Origin of the sequence: Methanobrevibacter sp. (assembly GCF_030539875.1) — an archaeon.
In the GTDB taxonomy this organism is placed as follows: Archaea; Methanobacteriota; Methanobacteria; order Methanobacteriales; family Methanobacteriaceae; genus Methanocatella.
Genome location: NZ_JAUNXI010000006.1, coordinates 60,563 through 77,678 on the forward strand (window position 1 = coordinate 60,563; position 17,116 = coordinate 77,678).

At 35.2% G+C, this 17,116-nt stretch carries 19 protein-coding genes; 5 read left to right on the plus strand and 14 right to left on the minus strand.

What is annotated here, in order from left to right:
- The first annotated feature begins 207 nt into the window (after positions 1-207).
- Complete coding sequence (locus Q4Q16_RS03440) at positions 208-1,644, plus strand: ATP-binding protein (RefSeq protein ID WP_303346306.1); 1,437 nt, start codon at positions 208-210, stop codon at positions 1,642-1,644.
- Here Q4Q16_RS03440 and Q4Q16_RS03445 read toward each other — a convergent pair.
- Together Q4Q16_RS03445 and Q4Q16_RS03450 are read right to left on the minus strand one after the other, a co-directional pair.
- Positions 1,633-3,177, minus strand: a complete 1,545-nt coding sequence (locus Q4Q16_RS03445) for a thiamine pyrophosphate-binding protein (RefSeq protein ID WP_303346308.1) — start codon at positions 3,175-3,177, stop codon at positions 1,633-1,635. The genes Q4Q16_RS03440 and Q4Q16_RS03445 overlap by 12 nt on opposite strands.
- A complete protein-coding gene (locus tag Q4Q16_RS03450; protein WP_303346366.1) occupies positions 3,174-3,632 on the minus strand; it encodes a deoxyuridine 5'-triphosphate nucleotidohydrolase in 459 nt (152 codons plus the stop codon). Before Q4Q16_RS03450 ends, Q4Q16_RS03445 begins: the two co-directional genes overlap by 4 nt.
- Before the next feature lie 64 nt (positions 3,633-3,696).
- Between Q4Q16_RS03450 and dmpI the strand changes: the two genes are divergently transcribed.
- Positions 3,697-3,885 (plus strand): 4-oxalocrotonate tautomerase DmpI, encoded by a 189-nt coding sequence (gene dmpI, locus Q4Q16_RS03455; RefSeq protein WP_303346310.1) that lies wholly within the window; start codon positions 3,697-3,699, stop codon positions 3,883-3,885.
- A gap of 117 nt (positions 3,886-4,002) precedes the next feature.
- Here dmpI and Q4Q16_RS03460 read toward each other — a convergent pair whose 3' ends face one another.
- From Q4Q16_RS03460 to Q4Q16_RS03490, 7 genes are all read right to left on the minus strand, one after another.
- Entirely contained in the window at positions 4,003-4,941 is a 939-nt protein-coding gene (locus Q4Q16_RS03460; RefSeq protein WP_303346311.1) for a hypothetical protein, read from the minus strand.
- 787 nt (positions 4,942-5,728) lie between these two features.
- On the minus strand, positions 5,729-8,686 hold the full coding sequence (locus Q4Q16_RS03465; RefSeq protein ID WP_303346313.1) for a DEAD/DEAH box helicase: 2,958 nt from the start codon (positions 8,684-8,686) through the stop codon (positions 5,729-5,731).
- 5 nt (positions 8,687-8,691) lie between these two features.
- Positions 8,692-8,841 (minus strand): hypothetical protein, encoded by a 150-nt coding sequence (locus tag Q4Q16_RS03470; RefSeq protein ID WP_303346315.1) that lies wholly within the window; start codon positions 8,839-8,841, stop codon positions 8,692-8,694.
- A 1-nt stretch (position 8,842) separates the two neighbouring features.
- Positions 8,843-9,235, minus strand: coding sequence for a (deoxy)nucleoside triphosphate pyrophosphohydrolase (locus tag Q4Q16_RS03475; RefSeq protein ID WP_303346317.1), 393 nt, complete (start codon positions 9,233-9,235; stop codon positions 8,843-8,845).
- A 385-nt stretch (positions 9,236-9,620) separates the two neighbouring features.
- Positions 9,621-9,803, minus strand: a complete 183-nt coding sequence (locus tag Q4Q16_RS03480; RefSeq protein ID WP_303346319.1) for a MarR family transcriptional regulator — start codon at positions 9,801-9,803, stop codon at positions 9,621-9,623.
- A gap of 106 nt (positions 9,804-9,909) precedes the next feature.
- On the minus strand, positions 9,910-10,356 hold the full coding sequence (locus Q4Q16_RS03485) for a hypothetical protein (protein ID WP_303346321.1): 447 nt from the start codon (positions 10,354-10,356) through the stop codon (positions 9,910-9,912).
- Between the two features lie 176 nt (positions 10,357-10,532).
- Positions 10,533-10,667 carry a hypothetical protein gene (locus tag Q4Q16_RS03490; protein WP_303346323.1) on the minus strand — a complete coding sequence of 45 codons (135 nt, stop codon included), beginning with the start codon at positions 10,665-10,667 and terminating at the stop codon, positions 10,533-10,535.
- On the opposite strand from Q4Q16_RS03490, the gene Q4Q16_RS03495 reads away from it, so the two are divergent.
- Both Q4Q16_RS03495 and Q4Q16_RS03500 read left to right on the plus strand, forming a co-directional pair.
- Positions 10,660-11,175: a CPBP family glutamic-type intramembrane protease gene (locus Q4Q16_RS03495; RefSeq protein ID WP_303346325.1), complete on the plus strand. Its 516-nt coding sequence runs from the start codon at positions 10,660-10,662 to the stop codon at positions 11,173-11,175. The two genes, Q4Q16_RS03490 and Q4Q16_RS03495, sit on opposite strands and share 8 nt — an antisense overlap.
- A gap of 9 nt (positions 11,176-11,184) precedes the next feature.
- The gene (locus Q4Q16_RS03500) at positions 11,185-11,400 is read left to right on the plus strand and encodes a hypothetical protein (protein WP_303346327.1); all 216 of its coding nucleotides are present in this window, start codon (positions 11,185-11,187) and stop codon (positions 11,398-11,400) included.
- A gap of 157 nt (positions 11,401-11,557) precedes the next feature.
- On the opposite strand, the gene Q4Q16_RS03505 is transcribed toward Q4Q16_RS03500, so the two are convergent.
- On the minus strand, positions 11,558-13,012 hold the full coding sequence (locus Q4Q16_RS03505) for a sodium-dependent transporter (protein WP_303346329.1): 1,455 nt from the start codon (positions 13,010-13,012) through the stop codon (positions 11,558-11,560).
- A gap of 55 nt (positions 13,013-13,067) precedes the next feature.
- Here Q4Q16_RS03505 and Q4Q16_RS03510 point away from each other — a divergent pair, with 55 nt between their 5' ends.
- Positions 13,068-13,445, plus strand: coding sequence for a hypothetical protein (locus Q4Q16_RS03510; protein ID WP_303346331.1), 378 nt, complete (start codon positions 13,068-13,070; stop codon positions 13,443-13,445).
- Between the two features lie 20 nt (positions 13,446-13,465).
- Here the strand turns inward: Q4Q16_RS03510 and Q4Q16_RS03515 are convergent, their stop codons facing one another.
- The 4 genes from Q4Q16_RS03515 to pfdA form a co-directional block, all read right to left on the minus strand.
- A complete protein-coding gene (locus tag Q4Q16_RS03515) occupies positions 13,466-14,059 on the minus strand; it encodes a putative glycoside hydrolase (protein ID WP_303346333.1) in 594 nt (197 codons plus the stop codon).
- The gene (locus Q4Q16_RS03520) at positions 13,990-15,237 is read right to left on the minus strand and encodes a hypothetical protein (RefSeq protein WP_303346335.1); all 1,248 of its coding nucleotides are present in this window, start codon (positions 15,235-15,237) and stop codon (positions 13,990-13,992) included. The genes Q4Q16_RS03515 and Q4Q16_RS03520 overlap by 70 nt, the downstream gene beginning before the upstream one ends.
- Positions 15,221-16,531 (minus strand): signal recognition particle-docking protein FtsY, encoded by a 1,311-nt coding sequence (gene ftsY, locus Q4Q16_RS03525; protein ID WP_303346337.1) that lies wholly within the window; start codon positions 16,529-16,531, stop codon positions 15,221-15,223. The genes Q4Q16_RS03520 and ftsY overlap by 17 nt, the downstream gene beginning before the upstream one ends.
- A 146-nt stretch (positions 16,532-16,677) precedes the next feature.
- Entirely contained in the window at positions 16,678-17,106 is a 429-nt protein-coding gene (gene pfdA, locus Q4Q16_RS03530; protein ID WP_303346339.1) for a prefoldin subunit alpha, read from the minus strand.
- Positions 17,107-17,116: the final 10 nt, after the last annotated feature.

Here is a 17,116-nt window from a genome sequence, read left to right on the forward strand (position 1 = left end):
AAAATCATTTATAAAAGTTTATATAATCTTAAATTCAATACAAACATGATTAACTTTAATTTAAAGTTTATGCATAAATTGAAAATCGGATTGTTTTGCAATATAATTTTAACTAGTAAAAAAATATTTACCAGTATTTATAAATAACTAGTAAAAAAATATTTATAAATATAATCCACATACCAGCAAATGTCAGAGGTGAAAAAAATGAATGATGCATTAGCAATCCACATCCAAAATCAAGTTTTAATAAGGCCAGGCAAATTAAATGAAGATTTGAAATACAACAATAAAACATTTCGCCACAGACAAGATTACTATGAAATAATCAGATATGTTGATGACTATCTAAACGGGAAAACCAACAACAGATACTTAGTTTTACCAGGAATAAGAGGTGTTGGAAAATCCACAATACTATATCAGATATATGAATATCTCCTAAAAGAAAAAAATATCAGCCAGACAAATATCATATACATAACAGGAGATAACCTGAAAAGAATGTCAAACAGCCCAATTATGGACGGAATAACAACATATCTCGACATATTTCACAATGCAACAATCGAAACTGTAGGAGAACCAGTATTTTTATTAATTGATGAAGCGCAGTATGATAAGGATTGGTCAAATACAGGAAAAATCATCTTTGATTCGACAAAAAACATATTTATGATTTTTAGCGGCTCATCAGCATTAGAACTTTCCTACAATGCAGATTCTGCAAGAAGATTATTAAAAATCCCTGTTCTGCCTCTAAATTATTCCCAGCATTTGAAATTAAAATATGATTATTTTAAAAACGATATTTCAAAATCCATTACTGACTTAATTTTTGAGAAGAAAATCCCTGAGGACAATCTGGAAAGCAAAATTCTCAAAATCTATTCTAACTTAAAGGATTATGACATTAAAGAATGGGAAAATTTCATACAGTATGGAGGATTTCCATCATCATTCAATCAGAAACAGCACGAAATAACAAAAACAGTTACAGACATCATAGAAAGAGTAATAACAGTAGATTTAGAAAATATCAAAGGAATAAATGGGCAAACAGAATACCTTGCATTCCAGCTGTTATATTTCTTTGCTCTTCAAAATCCCGGTGAAATCTCAAAAGGATCAATGGCCAACCACCTTGATTCAAATAAAATGACAATAAACAAGATTTTGGAACTGCTTGAAAAAACACAGCTGATTTTCCATGTCGAACCCTTTACTTCATCTGCTAAAAGAACTACAAAATCCCATAAATATTACTTTGCAACATCCAGCCTGAAGCATATACTGTCTGCAAATCTCGGCAACGCAAATCTCGAAGCAAAAGAAGCATACATGGGCAAATTACTTGAAAACTTTGTTGCTTCAAGTTTTTTTAATCTTAAAAACAGAAGCGATGTGATGTATAACATATATTACGACACAAATAAGAAAAATGTTGATTTTTTAATTCAGAAAGGATTAAACACGCCGATTCCGATTGAAGTGAGTTTTGGAAAAAAAGACAAAAGCCAGATTAAAACTGCAATGAGAAAGTACAAATCAGACTACGGCATAATCATCTCAAATACAACAAAAAACATTTTAAAGGAAGACAATATTATTTATCTGCCTCCCCAAACATTTTCATTCATGTGACTGGTCAGGAAGTGGAATGTTTTCACTTAAAACAACAACCTCAACAACAAGAGGTCCTGTCAGTTCCTTTTCAAGAATCAATTCCAAATCCTCCAGATTATCCGCTCTTGCAGCATCAATCCCATAGCTTGAAGCCAGTTTTACAAAATCGGGATTGTTTAATTTGACCTGGAAGGGATCCATATCATAGAAATCCTCTTCCCACTGCCTGATAATTCCATATTCTGAATTGTTTAGAATAAAGACAATAACGTCCAAGTTGTTTTCCTTTAGGGTAGAGAGTTCCTGAAGATTCATCTGGAAATCCCCGTCTCCGTTAATCACTATTATTTTCTCGCCGGTTGCAACAGCAGCTCCAACCGCTGCCGGAAGCCCGTATCCCATCGGAGCCATGGCCCCTGAGAAAAGCAGCTGTCCAGGTTTTAGGGATCTTTTAAGAAGTGTTGTCCATGTAGTGTGTGAACCTGCGTCGGAAACTATTATGTTGTTTTTGAATTTATCTAAAATTCTTTTAATGGCTGCCTGAGGCTTTAAATCATCGTCCAGCCCTTCAATTTCAATTTCATTGCTGATTTTTAAAATTTCTCCAAGCCAATCGGCTTTTTTAAATGTGATTTCTGCCAGAAAGTCTTCAACTTTTCCATGAATCGGAACATCCCCTATTAAAACATCCTTATTAATGTTTACATGAATCAAATTCTCGGGAATCTGAGGCAGAGTCCTCTCTGATGCCTTTATACCTAATCCGATTATGCAGTCGGCATTTTCAAATGCGTATTTTGCTCTCGGTGTTGAACGTATGCCCACCATGCCCAGATTCAGCTCATCACTTTCAGGGATGATTCCTTTTGCGTGAAATGTTGTAGCAACCGGAATCCGATATTTCCGGGCAATCCTTACAACAGCTTTCCTTTGAGTGATTGCACCGGCCCCCAGAATGAATAAAGGTTTTTCAGAGGTGCTTATGAGCTCCTGTGCCATGGAGATATTTGACAGGTCATCCTCACACAGATAACACAGCTCAAAGTCATCAAAGTCCTCTTCAAGCAACACGTCCTTTGACAGGTTAATGTGAATCGGGCCTTTTGGAAATGTTTTAAGTTCATAGATTGCTGCCCTTAAAACATACATCGCCTCGGTTCCGTTTAACGGATTGTATGACGCTGCAGTTATGTTTTTAAATATATCAACCTGAGGAGTGGTTTGAAAATAATCCGTGTTTCTGTACTTTAACTCATTGTCTCCGGTTATCACCAGAAGAGGAATGTTGTCCTTATAGGCTGTGGCCAGTGCCATTGTAAAGTTTAGGGCCCCTGGAGATGCGGTTGCAACGCATACCCCGATTTTTCCGCTTGACCGGAAGTATCCGTCAGCCGCATGGGCCGCCGCCTGTTCGTGTCTTGTCAGAATATGGTTGATACCTGAAGCAGACAGCGCCCTGTAAAGAGGCATTATCTGCTCGCCAGGTATGCCGAAAATGTCCTTAATGCCTTCCTCTTCAAGTATTTTGACAAATTTGTCTGCCACGTTCATTTTTCCTCCTCCTGATACGACCCGCTGTATTCGCCGGAGCCTTCAACCGGGAACACAACAGCCTGAGCTATTCTGTCTCCTGATTTGATTTTATATTCAAAGTCTCCGTGATTATAAATCATAAACATCAGCGTTCCGTAAAAGCCGGGGTCCCCAACAGCGGTTTGAACAGATACAAAAGACCGCAGAAGGGTTGACCTTGGAAGATAAAGCATCGCATATCCTTTGGGAATCTTGATTTTTCTTTTAATACTTGCAAGATAAGCAGTGTGGGGCTTTAAGGTGTAGACATCACCTTCCATTTCTTTGATTTCAGGAAGATTTTTTTCATTGCCGATAAGGGAACCTTCACTTTCCTGAGTGTATATCCTGTCCAATTCCAAATCGATACCGGAAGGCTGCGCCAAATCAGCAAAGTCCGGAAACAACTTAACAAGTTCTTTTTCACCAAGCATCATATCAAATCCTTTTGATAATCTATTTATATCCAATACTTAATATAGTTTAAATGGTGATAGAATGCCTGTAATCAATATTTCAGGAAACAAAGGAATAAGCGTCGAAAAGAAAAGAGAAATGGTTAAAAAAGTATCTGAAGTTGTAGCTGAAGCATACGGTCTTCCAATAGAAACAATAACCGTTCTGGTTCAGGGTTATGAGTTTGAAGACATCGGCTCCGGAGGCCAGTTGCTAAGCGATAGAAAATAAGCATTAAACAAAGGGGAGACCTAATGACCAAACTCCCCTTTATTAAGTTCAAACCAAAAAAGAACTGTGTATCTAACTTAATAAATACACAAATAATATTATAATATTGCATAATATTTATAAATTTGTTTTTGAGTAGACCTCCCCTGTTTTTTTAATCAGCTTAAGTTTCATCAATTCCTCCAGAGTCCTTGAAATCTTTCTGTCGAAATTTTTGGAATTGAATCTGATTAATGATTTTTTAATATCCTCAAAGGAAGTGCCCTCATCTATCGAATTTAAAACCGAATGCTGAAATGGAGTCAAGTTAAAGACAAGCTGGTTTAAAATAGATTCATCTTCCCTTATGTTTTCAAAAGACCAGTTTTTATCTTTAGTTTTAACCTGAAAGCGCTCTTCAAGTTCGGGAATCCTATCTTTCAGCCGGTCGAGGTGTGGGCAGTTTGAAAGACCGTACTTGTGCTTGGAAATTTCTGCTAAAAACTCTTCATAGACTTTTTTAAGGTCAATTTCATCTTTTGAGGTGAAATTTTTTAGGACATATACCTTATCATCGATTACAGAAACGACATTATATGAATCTGTTTCATCATCAAACTCTACCTGCCCGAATTCATTGACATTCCAGCTGTGGTCCAGAAGAAAATTTCTAACAAATCTGGCATCCTCAAAGTTGTAGTACTCTCCGAAGATATAATCGTCACCGGCAATCTGCTTTTTGATGACGAATGTGTCAAAGACCTTTGAAATGTTAAGGCCATATGTGGAGTTGTTGGGATTTCTTCTAAAGTCCCTTATAAGCTTTTCAACAGTTGAATTGTCCGGCGGAGTTTTATATCTTCCAAGAATATGCAGTTTCTCATCAATCACTGCCAAAACCATGTATTCGCCATCTTTTTTAATAGTTCGGGGAATAATATTCAAATCCCAGTTATGTTTTATCAGCAGATCCCTTATGAAAACGGCATCATCCACATCGGATATTTTGGCATATATTCTGGAGTTCTTGACAATGTTAAAAGAGTTTTTGTTTTCCCTCAGGTACTTCCTATCCATAATGATATATATGTTTTGAAAAATTTATAAAAATTATGGATAAGATGTGTTTTCACCGCTGATACACCTGACATCAAACCCTCCTTAGAGGTGGATTTCAAGTGTAACAATGCCTGATTGGTGATTTTTGTGAAAAATAACAAAATAAGGATTTAAAATAAATATAAACATCACTCATGCATGATGAATATCCGTTTATAAAAATAAGAACAGTGATTTTTTAAAATTTGGAAAGTGGCGAAAATCCCGACTTACTCACAATGAAAATTTTTACAATAACTTTTTGCAAGGTTTTCAATTTAATTTGTTTGGCCGGTTGTTTGTTGTTTGTTTTTTAAAGCTACGATGCTTAATCGTTTTTAAAAAGCATCTGCTGGTGACTTGATTTATTGGAATTTGGAGGTTATTGAAATTTGAGCTGAAAATATCCTACATCGATGTTAATGGGCATTCATGCTTAAAGCCTGATTGAAAGTGATGATGAAATTATGGAATTTAGATTAAAATCCATAAGGTGCTGATAATCGGCCAAATTTCATTTAGACTGTAAAACCTGAGCAGATGTAAAAGTTAGTAAAAATCAAGTGAAAAATTTGGATTTTGAAGATTCAATTGAAATTATTGTAAAAAAATCTGCTTCGAGAAAATGATGCATTATGAACTGTTTTAAAAAATACCCCTTAAAACTGAGAATTACTGTGATGCTGGCCAAACGGAATTTTGAATTTTAAGTTTACAGGCAAAAGTCGATGTGCAGGAAAATAGGTAATATGTATTTTACAATCTGTCAATCATTTACAAAATAACTGTAAAGTTCATCCTTAACTTCAGTGCCGATTTTAAACTTGAAATTAACAATTGGTTGTTTTTTGCCTTCAATTTCACGGTAAAGTTGTTTGCAATCCAGTGGCGTTAACTTGCCCACATAATAAAATTCAATTCCCTCATCATTGCTTTTCTGAATAAACAACTCAACATCCAGCCCGTTGTAATTAACAAGAGGTTCGAGTTCTGAGCTTGAAACTTTCCGGTTATTTCGGCTCATCCAACTAAAAAGTTCTTTTGATATGAACTGGTCTTCGTAGTTAATGGTTTGTGAAATATCCTCTTTTTTATTATAAGTTACAAAAATAGGGCAGGTACCATATTTAATCTTATATCCGCCAACATTTTGAGCATTCATGAACCTTTCCCAGTTCATAATCCTTAAAACATCCTCTCTTGAGTATTTCTCATATAACCTAAATGGATTCTTATCAAAATAGTCCTGCTCATACTTAAAGAACGCATATTTAACCGCATCTTCAAAGTGATTTGAGTAGACGGGATTTGTTAAAACACCTTTAAAATAGGTGGAAATCTCAAATTTATAATCCTTATTGTTTTTTAAATCATTATAGACTTCTTTATTAAATTTAAAGAAAATATTTTCAAAGTCAATTATTTCTTCTTTGGAAATGAAACTACTGACAGTGTTTGCCTGATAGTCATCGCTAGTTTCTTTTCTGTAAAAATTCATACTCAAATAGTTAATAGCGCTTTTTATTGATTTGAATTGATTTTCAAGACCGTATTTTTCATTTAAAATCCTTTCAATCTGATTGACTGTGAAATATTTGTTATATTTAAGACAATTTAAAATGACCAGCTCATGAGGCCTGATTCCTTTAACTAATTTTTTAGAGATTAGCTTTAAGGAAGCAGATTCCTCATCCGTTAATATACTTTTATAATCATCATCCACATAATCCAGGAAGCTGTGGTATGAATCAAATCTGTTGTGATTTAAGATAATTTCAGGGTTGAACTCACCTGCAATAGCAAAATCATATAATGAAGGAATACGACCCAATTTGTATTTTAAATTATTGTATTTTTCCTTAAAAATACTTATTTTTGAAAATGAAGAATTATTAATCGATTCATATATGCGTTTTCTTGAAATCTCATCGAAGTTGATTGAAGAAGCACCCGGAATAATCTTGTTTCCCTCCATCAGATACTTCCTGATTTTATCCTTATCATATGACCTGTCGCCTGAAAGCGCAATCGGAATCATGAAATTATTCCTATAATTTCCAATAAAATCAAGAATAACAACATATTCTTTGTTTTGGTATTTCCTAAGACCTCTTCCAAGTTGCTGGATAAAAATAATCGGAGACTCAGTTGGCCTGACCAATAATACCTGGTTGATTTCTGGAATGTCAACTCCCTCATTGAAAATATCAACTGTAAAAATATACTCCAACTTATCTGGATTTTCATCATTGGTTAATCTGTCAATGGCTTCAAGTCTTTTTTCCTGTGAATCGTCACCGGTTAAAACAATTGATTTATAACCTCTTTTGTTGAATTCCTCTGACAACAATTCAGCTTCACGTTTTCTGGAACAAAAAACCAATGCCTTTCGCCTATCTCCGGAATATCCGTAAAAGTCAGATTTTTCAATCAGATAATCTACACGCTTATCTGAAGCCAGCAAATTAAAATCTCCAAAATCATCATTAATCTCGCCGTCTTCAAAAACAACATCACTGATACCAAAATAATGGAAAGGACAGAGCAGATCCTCTTCCAAGGCTTCCTGAAGTCTGATCTCATGAGCAATGTTATTGTCAAACAAATCATAAATATTAAAACCGTCGCTACGTTCCGGTGAGGCAGTCATTCCAAGCCAGAATTCAGGTTCGAAATACCTGAAAATCTTTTGATAACTTAAAGCACCTGCCTTGTGAACCTCATCGATGATGATATAATCAAAGTGATCTTTTTCATATTTCATGTAAACATCGTCTTTTGACATTGTCTGAATTGTTGAGAAAAGATAGTTTGAGTCATAATCTTTGGAATTGCCTGAAAGCAATCCGAAGTTTTCATGGTCTTTAAAAACATTTTTATAAGCATCAATGGACTGTTTTGCAATTTGTTCCCTGTGAACTAAAAATAAGAATCTCTTAGGTTTAAAATCATTTACTGCAAAAGCAGAAGCATAGGTCTTACCTGTACCTGTTGCAGATACAAGAATTGCCTTATCCTCACCTTGCTTTATAAGGTTTCTTAAGTTTTCAATAAACTGCTCCTGCATAATATTGGGAGTTAAAGTGATATTTTTTTGTTTAATTTCAGCTGAAATTTTCCTCAAATCAGTGAAACGCTTGTTGTCATTGTAGATTTTTTCATATTTCGGAAGAACATCATTTAACTGGTCGGCTTCCTGCCATAAAGTAAAAAATTCCTTTTTGATTTCCGATAACATTTCACCTTCTTTTAGAGAGGTAAATTCAACATTCCATTCTTTGTTGATTGTAAGTGCATTCATTGTTAAGTTAGAACTTCCAACAATGCCTTTGTAAATGTCATTTTTCTTAAAAATATAACCTTTAGTGTGAAAACCTTCCTTTTCATGACTGTAAAGCTTGACTTCAATATTTTCAAAATCCTGAAGCTTTCTTAAAGCCTTTGGCTCTGTAAAATTCAGATAGTCAGTCGTTAGGATTTTACCTTTTATATTTTTTGCCTCTAAAGTTTTAAATTCTTCTAAAAGAGGAGTAAGGCCTCCCAATGTGATAAAGGCTGATGAAATAATAAACTCATCACAATTATGAAGTTCATCACGAATGGAATTAATAACCTTAGTTTCCCTGTTGTTGCAGAGTAATTTTGGTCTGAAATCTAAGCTAGAGTCAGTCTTTTCATCAATAAAAGCAGTTTTTGCTCCGTTTAAAATTTCATCCATGTTCATGAAATCTACTCGTTTTCAAGATGTTTAATTAAATCCTTTAATTTGTCTATTTGAAGTTGAAATTCTTCTTCTCTCGGAGTTCCTTTAACTTTTTGGAGTTTGCTTTCCAACTCTTCCTTTTTTTCTAATGCCAATTTCAATCTTTTATCAGCCATGTTAATCATCCATGTTTTCCTTTAAATAATCAATTATTTGAACATCAGCAGGAATCCAATTAAGACCGTCCAATTCTTGTCTGGAAATCCACTTTGCATCATTATGCTCAAGGAGTTTTGGAGTTCCCTCATCAATAATAGCTTCATAACAGCTCATTTTAAGATAAAAAGTAGGATATTGATATTCCAAATCCAGAGCGAATTTAGTGGGTTTGATTGTACAGTCAAGTTCTTCTTTAATTTCCCTTACAAGAGCTTCCTCTTTAGTTTCATCAGACTCTATTTTTCCGCCCGGAAACTCCCACATATCAATAAACTCACCATAGCCCCTTTTAGTAGCCAGTATTTTGTTGTCTTTTTTAATGATGGCTGCAACGACATTTAAAGTTTTCATGAGTTTTCTCCTTTGAGTTTATATTTGGCAGCTTACGTTATAAATGTTATTTTAAAATATGAGAAATGAATAAACCAATGTTTTGTTTTAAGTTATGTTTTTATGAAACTATACCAAATTAACCTATTGCAGTATGAGCAAATATATACATCCTAAAGTAAAAATTGAGATTATAAATTAATAAAAAAAGAGAAGTTTTAATAATTTCGTACTAAAATCTCATTAATCATTGATAAATATACATTGGAAGAAATTATAGCAAACCTACCTAACGAAGCATATACTAGAAAAGAATTAGAAATTATTAAAAAAATCATCAATGATATACAAAGTAAAGAAATAATCAGTTATGAATGTTTTTAAAAAAAAAAAAGTAAAGTAGAAGTTATTTTTCAGCTAGTGTCCAATAACATCTTTTTGGAGAGACGATTGTTTCGTCCTTCTTTAATTCTTTCATGATTTTATCCACTTCTTTTTTCTCAACGCCGGAGATTTCACTAACCTTTGTTGCGTTTAAAGGGTCTTCGGAATTTCTGAATGCTTCGATTACTTTGTCTTTATCACTCATTTTTTCACCTGTCAATATTTCAAGAACACTTAATTCCTTATTAGCATATTGGTTGAAGGAGTATAAAAATAGTTACCTTAAAAATAAAAAAAATGAAGATTAAAGGTTAGAGTACAAACCCGTCAATCACATCTTCATCATTTGAAATAACCATTGCAAGTTTACCGTCCTTGACATATGCGAAAGTATGGACGTCATCATCTTCCACCATATAGTATCCTTCAACGCCGTTGATGGTTTTGGCATTTCCTCCAAGCTCTGAAAGAGTACTCTCATTTATCTTATGTTCCCCATAGTTTGCAACAAAAAGAGTGACAATGTCATCGTCTTCGATGAATGCTTTAGAGTTTATCACATAGTTAACTGCACCGGAACTGTCTGACTGGTTAATCTTTTCCCCGTCAGGATCTTCTTCAAAACCGCTAGGAACTGTGAAGTTAACGCCGTCTACTGTTACAATTTTATCTTCTTGTGTTAAAACACCGCCGGCAATAGCCAGTACTGCAATAACAGCCACTATAGCAATTACTATACCAATTATTTTTTTATCCAAAATAATACCCTCCTTTTAATATGGTTATTATTATGTAAGTTTAAACAAATAAGTTTATTGAAATATTTCCCTTAAGTTAAAATACAAGTTTAATCTAATATTATGTTTATCTAAAAGAAATGTGATATTATGAGTGAATATTTTAAATTTGAAAACAGCACCAGAGACATTCCTTTTTATAAGCATAATCCAAGACTTTCAAAGACCGCCTGGATTGTACTGCTGTTAAGCATTCCGCTGGCCATGCTGGTTGCAGGGATTTCTATCGAGTATTCGGAATTCTCATCAGAAGTGCTGTTTTGTTTGGTCATGCTGATACCATTGCTTTATTATTGCAAATGGGATTATTCCCTAATATTCAGCAGACTGACAAGAAGCGACATTAAGCTGGCAGTTTTTCTTTGTATCGGCTATCTGATTTATGCCCTTGCTGTTGGGGAAGTTTTAGATTTTGTTATCGGCATGCCCTCCAGTACAGGCAGTTCTCTTAGCGTGACTCTGGAAACCTTTGCAGGACTGATATTTTCAATGATGGCTGAGGAAGTGCTTAAGTTCATACCTCTGATGTTTTTTATGAGGCTCATTTACAAATTCAGCGAAAACCGCAAACTGTCCATAGTCATATCTTCAGCAGTCATTATGATATGTTTCGGACTGCTGCATTATACTCCCGGTGATCCGGTAATTTATGTGCTTTTGATTCAGGGATTTGGAACCATATTTGAGCTATATGGGTATTTTAAAACAAAAAACCTCTTTGTTCCTTATCTGAGCCATCTTTTTACCGACGGGATTATTTTCCTGATGGCGCTTTTGTGAGGTGATAAAATGGAGAGAGACAAAAGATTAAATGGTGTGCTTTCATTTATAATTCCCGGATTGGGCCAGGCATTAAATGGAGACAGGAATAAAGCTTTGAAATTCTTTATTGCAATGATAATCATTCACGTGCTGATATACTACTTTGCAAATAATATTTTTGGAAGCGGAATTTCAACACTTTACCATTTATATGCAGGTTATGATGCATATAAAAATTACTGAGTTTTGTATATAGATACAGCACCTTCAATTGCTGAAGGTCCTCCACCATCATCACCAAATAAAAACTACCTGCAATAATATTAACAGAATCCTTTTAAGATACCAAAATAATCATGGTTTTAATCAATTAAATTAAAAAGAAATGGGGAGGATGAAATCAGTCCTCGGCAGGTTCAATTTTGGTTAAAACAAATGCCGCAACCAAAACCGAAACGACAATTACCAGATCAATTATTATCTCGAATGCCGCAGCACTCATAAACAGCTGGATGATTCCGACAACCCACATGAAAGCCAGGACACACGGGAGAAGATATCTGATTATGAATGCCCAGATACGGCCGACCTTAAAGGTTGAGTTTTCATTTAAGACATGTATGAAACGGTCCACCCCATAAATCCAACCGAATATAATACACTGAATGCCTATAAGCAGCAAAATTCCGAATTCATTTACAAAAGCGTCAATAATTCCAACCAGATAGCTGCTGATTCCTGTTGTTAAGATCAATGAGAATACGCATCCTATAACAGACAGCACTGTAGTGGTTTTCTTACGTGACCATCCCAGTTTTGCTGAAGTTGAACTTAGCATCGGTTCGAAAAATCCCAATGCGGAAGTGATTCCTGCAAAGAGAATGGCCAGAAACAGCATTGGAGCAAGAATGCGGCCGACAATACCCATAATGTTAAATATCATAGGAAAAACGATGAACACCAAACCTGTACCTTCACTAATCAATTCGACAATTGGAGTTCCGTTTGTAACGGACATGTAACCTAAACTGGCAAATATTCCAAATGCTGTGCAAACTTCAAAAATAGAATTGGATGCAACAACAATCAGAACATTATCTGTCAGTTTGGAGTTTTCAGGCAGATAACTTGCATATGTAATGGCAATAGCCTGACCCATACTTAATGAGAAGATAATCTGTGCAAATGCAGCAAGCCAGATGTTTACATTCAAAAGCATTGTCCAGTTGGGATTTAGAAGCGTATCGATTCCTACAGCAGCCCCCGGAAGAGTTAATGAATAAACAATAATAATCGCCATTATAACGAACAGGGAAGGAATAAGTATTTTAGAAACGGTACCTATACCCTTGTCAACGTCCCTGTGAGAAATAAACCACAATACAATCCACAGCAGCAAAACGCAAACTGTTGTTGGAACAAGCAGGAAACTGGCGTTGGCCAGATTTGAACTTCCGCCAACAGTATTTACAAAGTAAGCTGCAGTATCGGTTCCCCAGTTAAAGGTGAAACTGCTAAGAAGGTAAACCAGATCCCAGCTCAGTATAACCATGTAATAAATCGTTACAATAAATACCAGCAAAATCAGAACCCAAGCTATAATCTCAAACTCAGATTTGATTTTTCGCATAATTCTGGAAAAGGATTCCTTAAATGAGAATCCCACGCCATACTCTAAAATTAAAAATGGAATCCCCATAACAGCTATTGCAATAAGGTAAGGAATGAAAAATGATCCTCCGCCATTAGAATAAAGAACATAACTGAAACGCCAGATATTACCGAGACCAACAGCCGCCCCAATCATTGCAAAAATAAAAGACAAATTCGAATCCCATTGCGGTTGTTCAGACATAATATATAATTATACAAAATACTATATAATAAACTTTTTACAAAATTAAGTTGTGATGAACGTATTTGACAAATTTATAATGGGGGAAACATCAGCCATAAACTGGTGTTTTGAAAATCGGCACTTTGTTAAAAGACTTCAGGACAACGGAATATCAAGACAGTATGTTGTCGATTGCCTTATGGAAGAGGAACCCATAAGATGGGAACATGTTGAAGGAAACACATATGCAGTAGTCTATAGCGCACCATTAAACAAGAATTACAAGGAAATCCGCATCCTAATGGCCTGTAGTGGAAATTCAATCGACCTTGTAACAATAATGCGAAATAACGAAACAACAACCCAACGCCAGAAAAGACAATACCAAAGCGATGAGCAGAAAAACATAGAGAAAAAGAGGCTGAAGGCACTGTCTAAAAGAAAATGGTAAAAAGAATTTACCGTCTGATTTCAAACATGATTAAAGTTAATACTGTTCATTAACCCGTACCTGAAGAGCATCACACCACATGCTCCGCCCATGGCCGCCGCATCAGCATCATTCATTAGATCAGCAGAGGACAGCTTAACCGGATTTGAATCTGACTTATATGTCTGAATTCCAGCCCATATTTCAGCATGAACCGATTTTTTAATAAATGTATGGGTTGTTTTTTGAATCCATGAAGTTCCGGCATTATAATTGCCTTTATAAATCATCGGAACAATAACATCCAGATATTTGCTCATGGTTTCAAAATCCTGACCGTAATATTTCTTCATCGAATAGGGTTCGGGCATTACTGCAGCAGACACAACCAAATCCGGATTTATTAAATGAATTGCTTCAGAAGCCGTTTTTGTAAAGTGATTGACTGCCTTTACCCCGTTGGAATATTTGTATGCGTTTCCGGGATATCTTATATAGTCGAAATGGATTCCCCCAACGCCAGTCATATTTGCATATTTTTTGGCAAGACCGACTTTTGAGTTAATTAAATCATAATTAATCTTGCCGTTTTTAACCGGATTAACCCATTTCCGTTGTAGAATACCTGCATCCAAATGTGAACCTTGATTTTATGGCTATTTGCTTTTGAGATAAATTTTTCAACATAGTCCCTGCCGTAATTGTCAACGGCCTTTGAGTTAAGGAAAATGTGTTTTGTTCCAAGCTTTTGAAGGGAATTGAAATTTACCTTAGCCATATCACTTCCCCACAGCCAGATTCCATTGTTTCTAGCCTGAACAGGTTTTATTTTAATGGTGAAATCTTTTGAAGCTTTTTTATAGTAAGAAGTCGGAGCTGAATAAAGAGATAATTTATAAACTCCCTTATTCAGGTTTAGATCCAATGCAGCAATTCCCTTAGAATCAGTATAACAGACATGCTTTTTCTTATTTAATGTGAATATCACCTTACTGTTTTTAAGAGCATCCCCTCTTGCATCCACCAGTTTTATCTTAAATGGAGCAGGAGTTTTATGCCTGTAAATTAATGAATTGGCCTTGATGATTTTTTTAGGCATTCCCTTAACTACGTAAACCTTGGATTTGCCCTGGCATTTATTGATATTTTTTTCACCCCAATAGACGAATTTAATGGCGTAAGTGCCTTTTCTAAGACCAATATCAAGGCCCGCCACCCCTTTTGAGTCGGTTTTTCTAACATAGGACACGCCATGGATTGTGAATTTTACATTGCGGTTAGCCAGAGGAATTCCGTCAACACTCAGCGTTACCTTATATCTGTTTTTGACTCCAACATATGCCTTGTAAGTTGAATATTTGAATTTGGAAGCCTTGGTTGTAATTATGATAATTTTGGATGAGGATTTAACTGGATTAAATCCTGTTTCATTAAATATGCAGCTGACGGTATATGAGGCTTTTGCAAAATTCAATGCAAGTGCCGCGTTGCCTTTATAATCTGTTTTTGACTTGATTATTTTGCTGCCCACCTTAAAATAAACTGCTTTGTTTGGCAGGGCAGTTTTATTCTCATCTTTTAAATTAACAACAAACTTAGAACCCTTGAAATAATTTTTATTGGCGTTCTTAGAAAATGAAGCGTTCTTAAAAGGCAAATCATCAATTGAACTTTCATTGACCTCATCTGATGGCGAAACGTCCGCATCAGTACCGTTTGTTTGAGTTTCGTTACCTGCACTGACACAGGACATTGTCAAAAGGACGGTTAAAAAAATTAAGATAAAAGTCAGCCATTTAAGATTGGATTTCATCTGAAATTTCACCCTGTTCATCTTCACTAAACAACTGATTCAGCATCCATCCTGCATCATATTCCATGATATCGTCATATCCCTGACCCATACCTAAAAACATGATAGGTTTTTTGATTACATAACCAATTGAAAGTGAAGCTCCCCCTTTACTGTCTGCATCAGCCTTAGTCAGGATTACCCCGTCAATATCAATAGCTTCGTTGAATTTTTTAGACTGCTCTGTTGCGTCATTGCCTGTTAGCGCATCTCCAACAAATATTACAAGATCAGGTTTGGAAACTCTTTTAATTTTCTTCATCTCATCCATAAGATTTGTGTTGGTTTGCATTCTGCCGGCAGTATCAATCAAAACCAGTTCTTTTTTCTGTGCACGTGCATGTTCAACAGCATCAAATGCAACTGCTGCAGGATCTGAACCCTTCTGGTGTTTAATGATTTTAACGCCTACATTATCTGCATGATGAGTTACCTGTTCGATAGCACCTGCCCTGAATGTATCTGAAGCAGCTATAACAGGAGTGTAACCTTTTTTCAAGTAATAATTAGCCAACTTGCCTATGGTTGTTGTTTTGCCTGTACCGTTAATTCCGACAAACATCACAACAAGCGGTTCGCCCTGAGCTTTTTTCTCCTCAATCATTTCAGTCATGGATTTGCCCGGAATGTCAATAATATCAGATACAGCATTTTTTAAAGCAAGATAAGTGAATTCGGTAATATCATTGCTTCTTTTAATCTTTTTGCCGACGAGATTTTCTTTAACGCTTTCAACAACCTCAGTTGCAACCTCCATTGCAACATCCCCCTGCAGAAGTTCCATCTCAAGGTCAAACAGAATGTCTTCAACGTGTTTTTTCTGAATGGTTTTTTCACGAATAAAAGAAAACACTCCTCCGGTAGCTTCACCGTCAGCGGAAATATCTTCTTTATTTTCCTTGTTTCTATTCCAAAAACGAGACTTTTCCTCTTTATCATCCTCTTCCGGAGTTTCTTCATCGTCTTTTGATGATTTTCTGAATTTAGATAAAAAACCGGATTTTTTCTCTTTATCATCGTCTTCACCAGAGGTTTCCTCGGCTGCTTCAGGCTCTTTTTCATCAAAAGTTTTCGCGGCTTCAGGAAGCAGACTAGATTCATCCTCTTCTGCTTCTTCTTTTCTGCCAAAAGAGAAGAATGAAAATCTTTTACCGGACTCTTCCTGAACATTATTTTCCTGCTGTCCTTCTTCAATCAGTTCTTCTTCAAGTTTTTCACTTGTACGTGAAAATTTCTTTTTTAATGATTCAAACAAAAATAACCCAACCTTTTTTTAGTTAGTTAAAAATTTAATTATTATTATATATATTTTTCATAATATTTAAAAAAAGAGTTAAAACAATAGAAATTATAAAAAAAATTAAAAACAAATAAAAACGAAAAAATTGTAAAGTATTATACTTATTGAACAATATTTCCTTGAGCTGCAGCTGCAATCTGCTCAGCTTGAGCCTGAAGTGTACCGACCATGTCAGTACATTGCTGTAAGTTAGCCAACATATTGTCTAAGCTATCTTTCAAATCTTCTTTTTGCCCTTTAAGAATTTCGCGAGCGCCGTCAGCATCTTTTTTAACAGCAAGGCCTGCTCCAATACTTACAATAATTTCATCAGTACTTTTAAGTTCTCCTTTAATGAATGAACCAGCACCAACAGGAACGAAAGCTTCAACAGATTCTTTACCTTCGAGATCGTCTAATGTATTGGATAATGCATCGACTTCAGTCATGGAAGCCTGAAGCAATTCAATTTGCTGTTGAATTAAGTCAGCTTGTTGCCTGTATACATTTATTTCATTAAGAAGATTGTTTAATCTTTGTTGATCTTCCATAGTAACACCT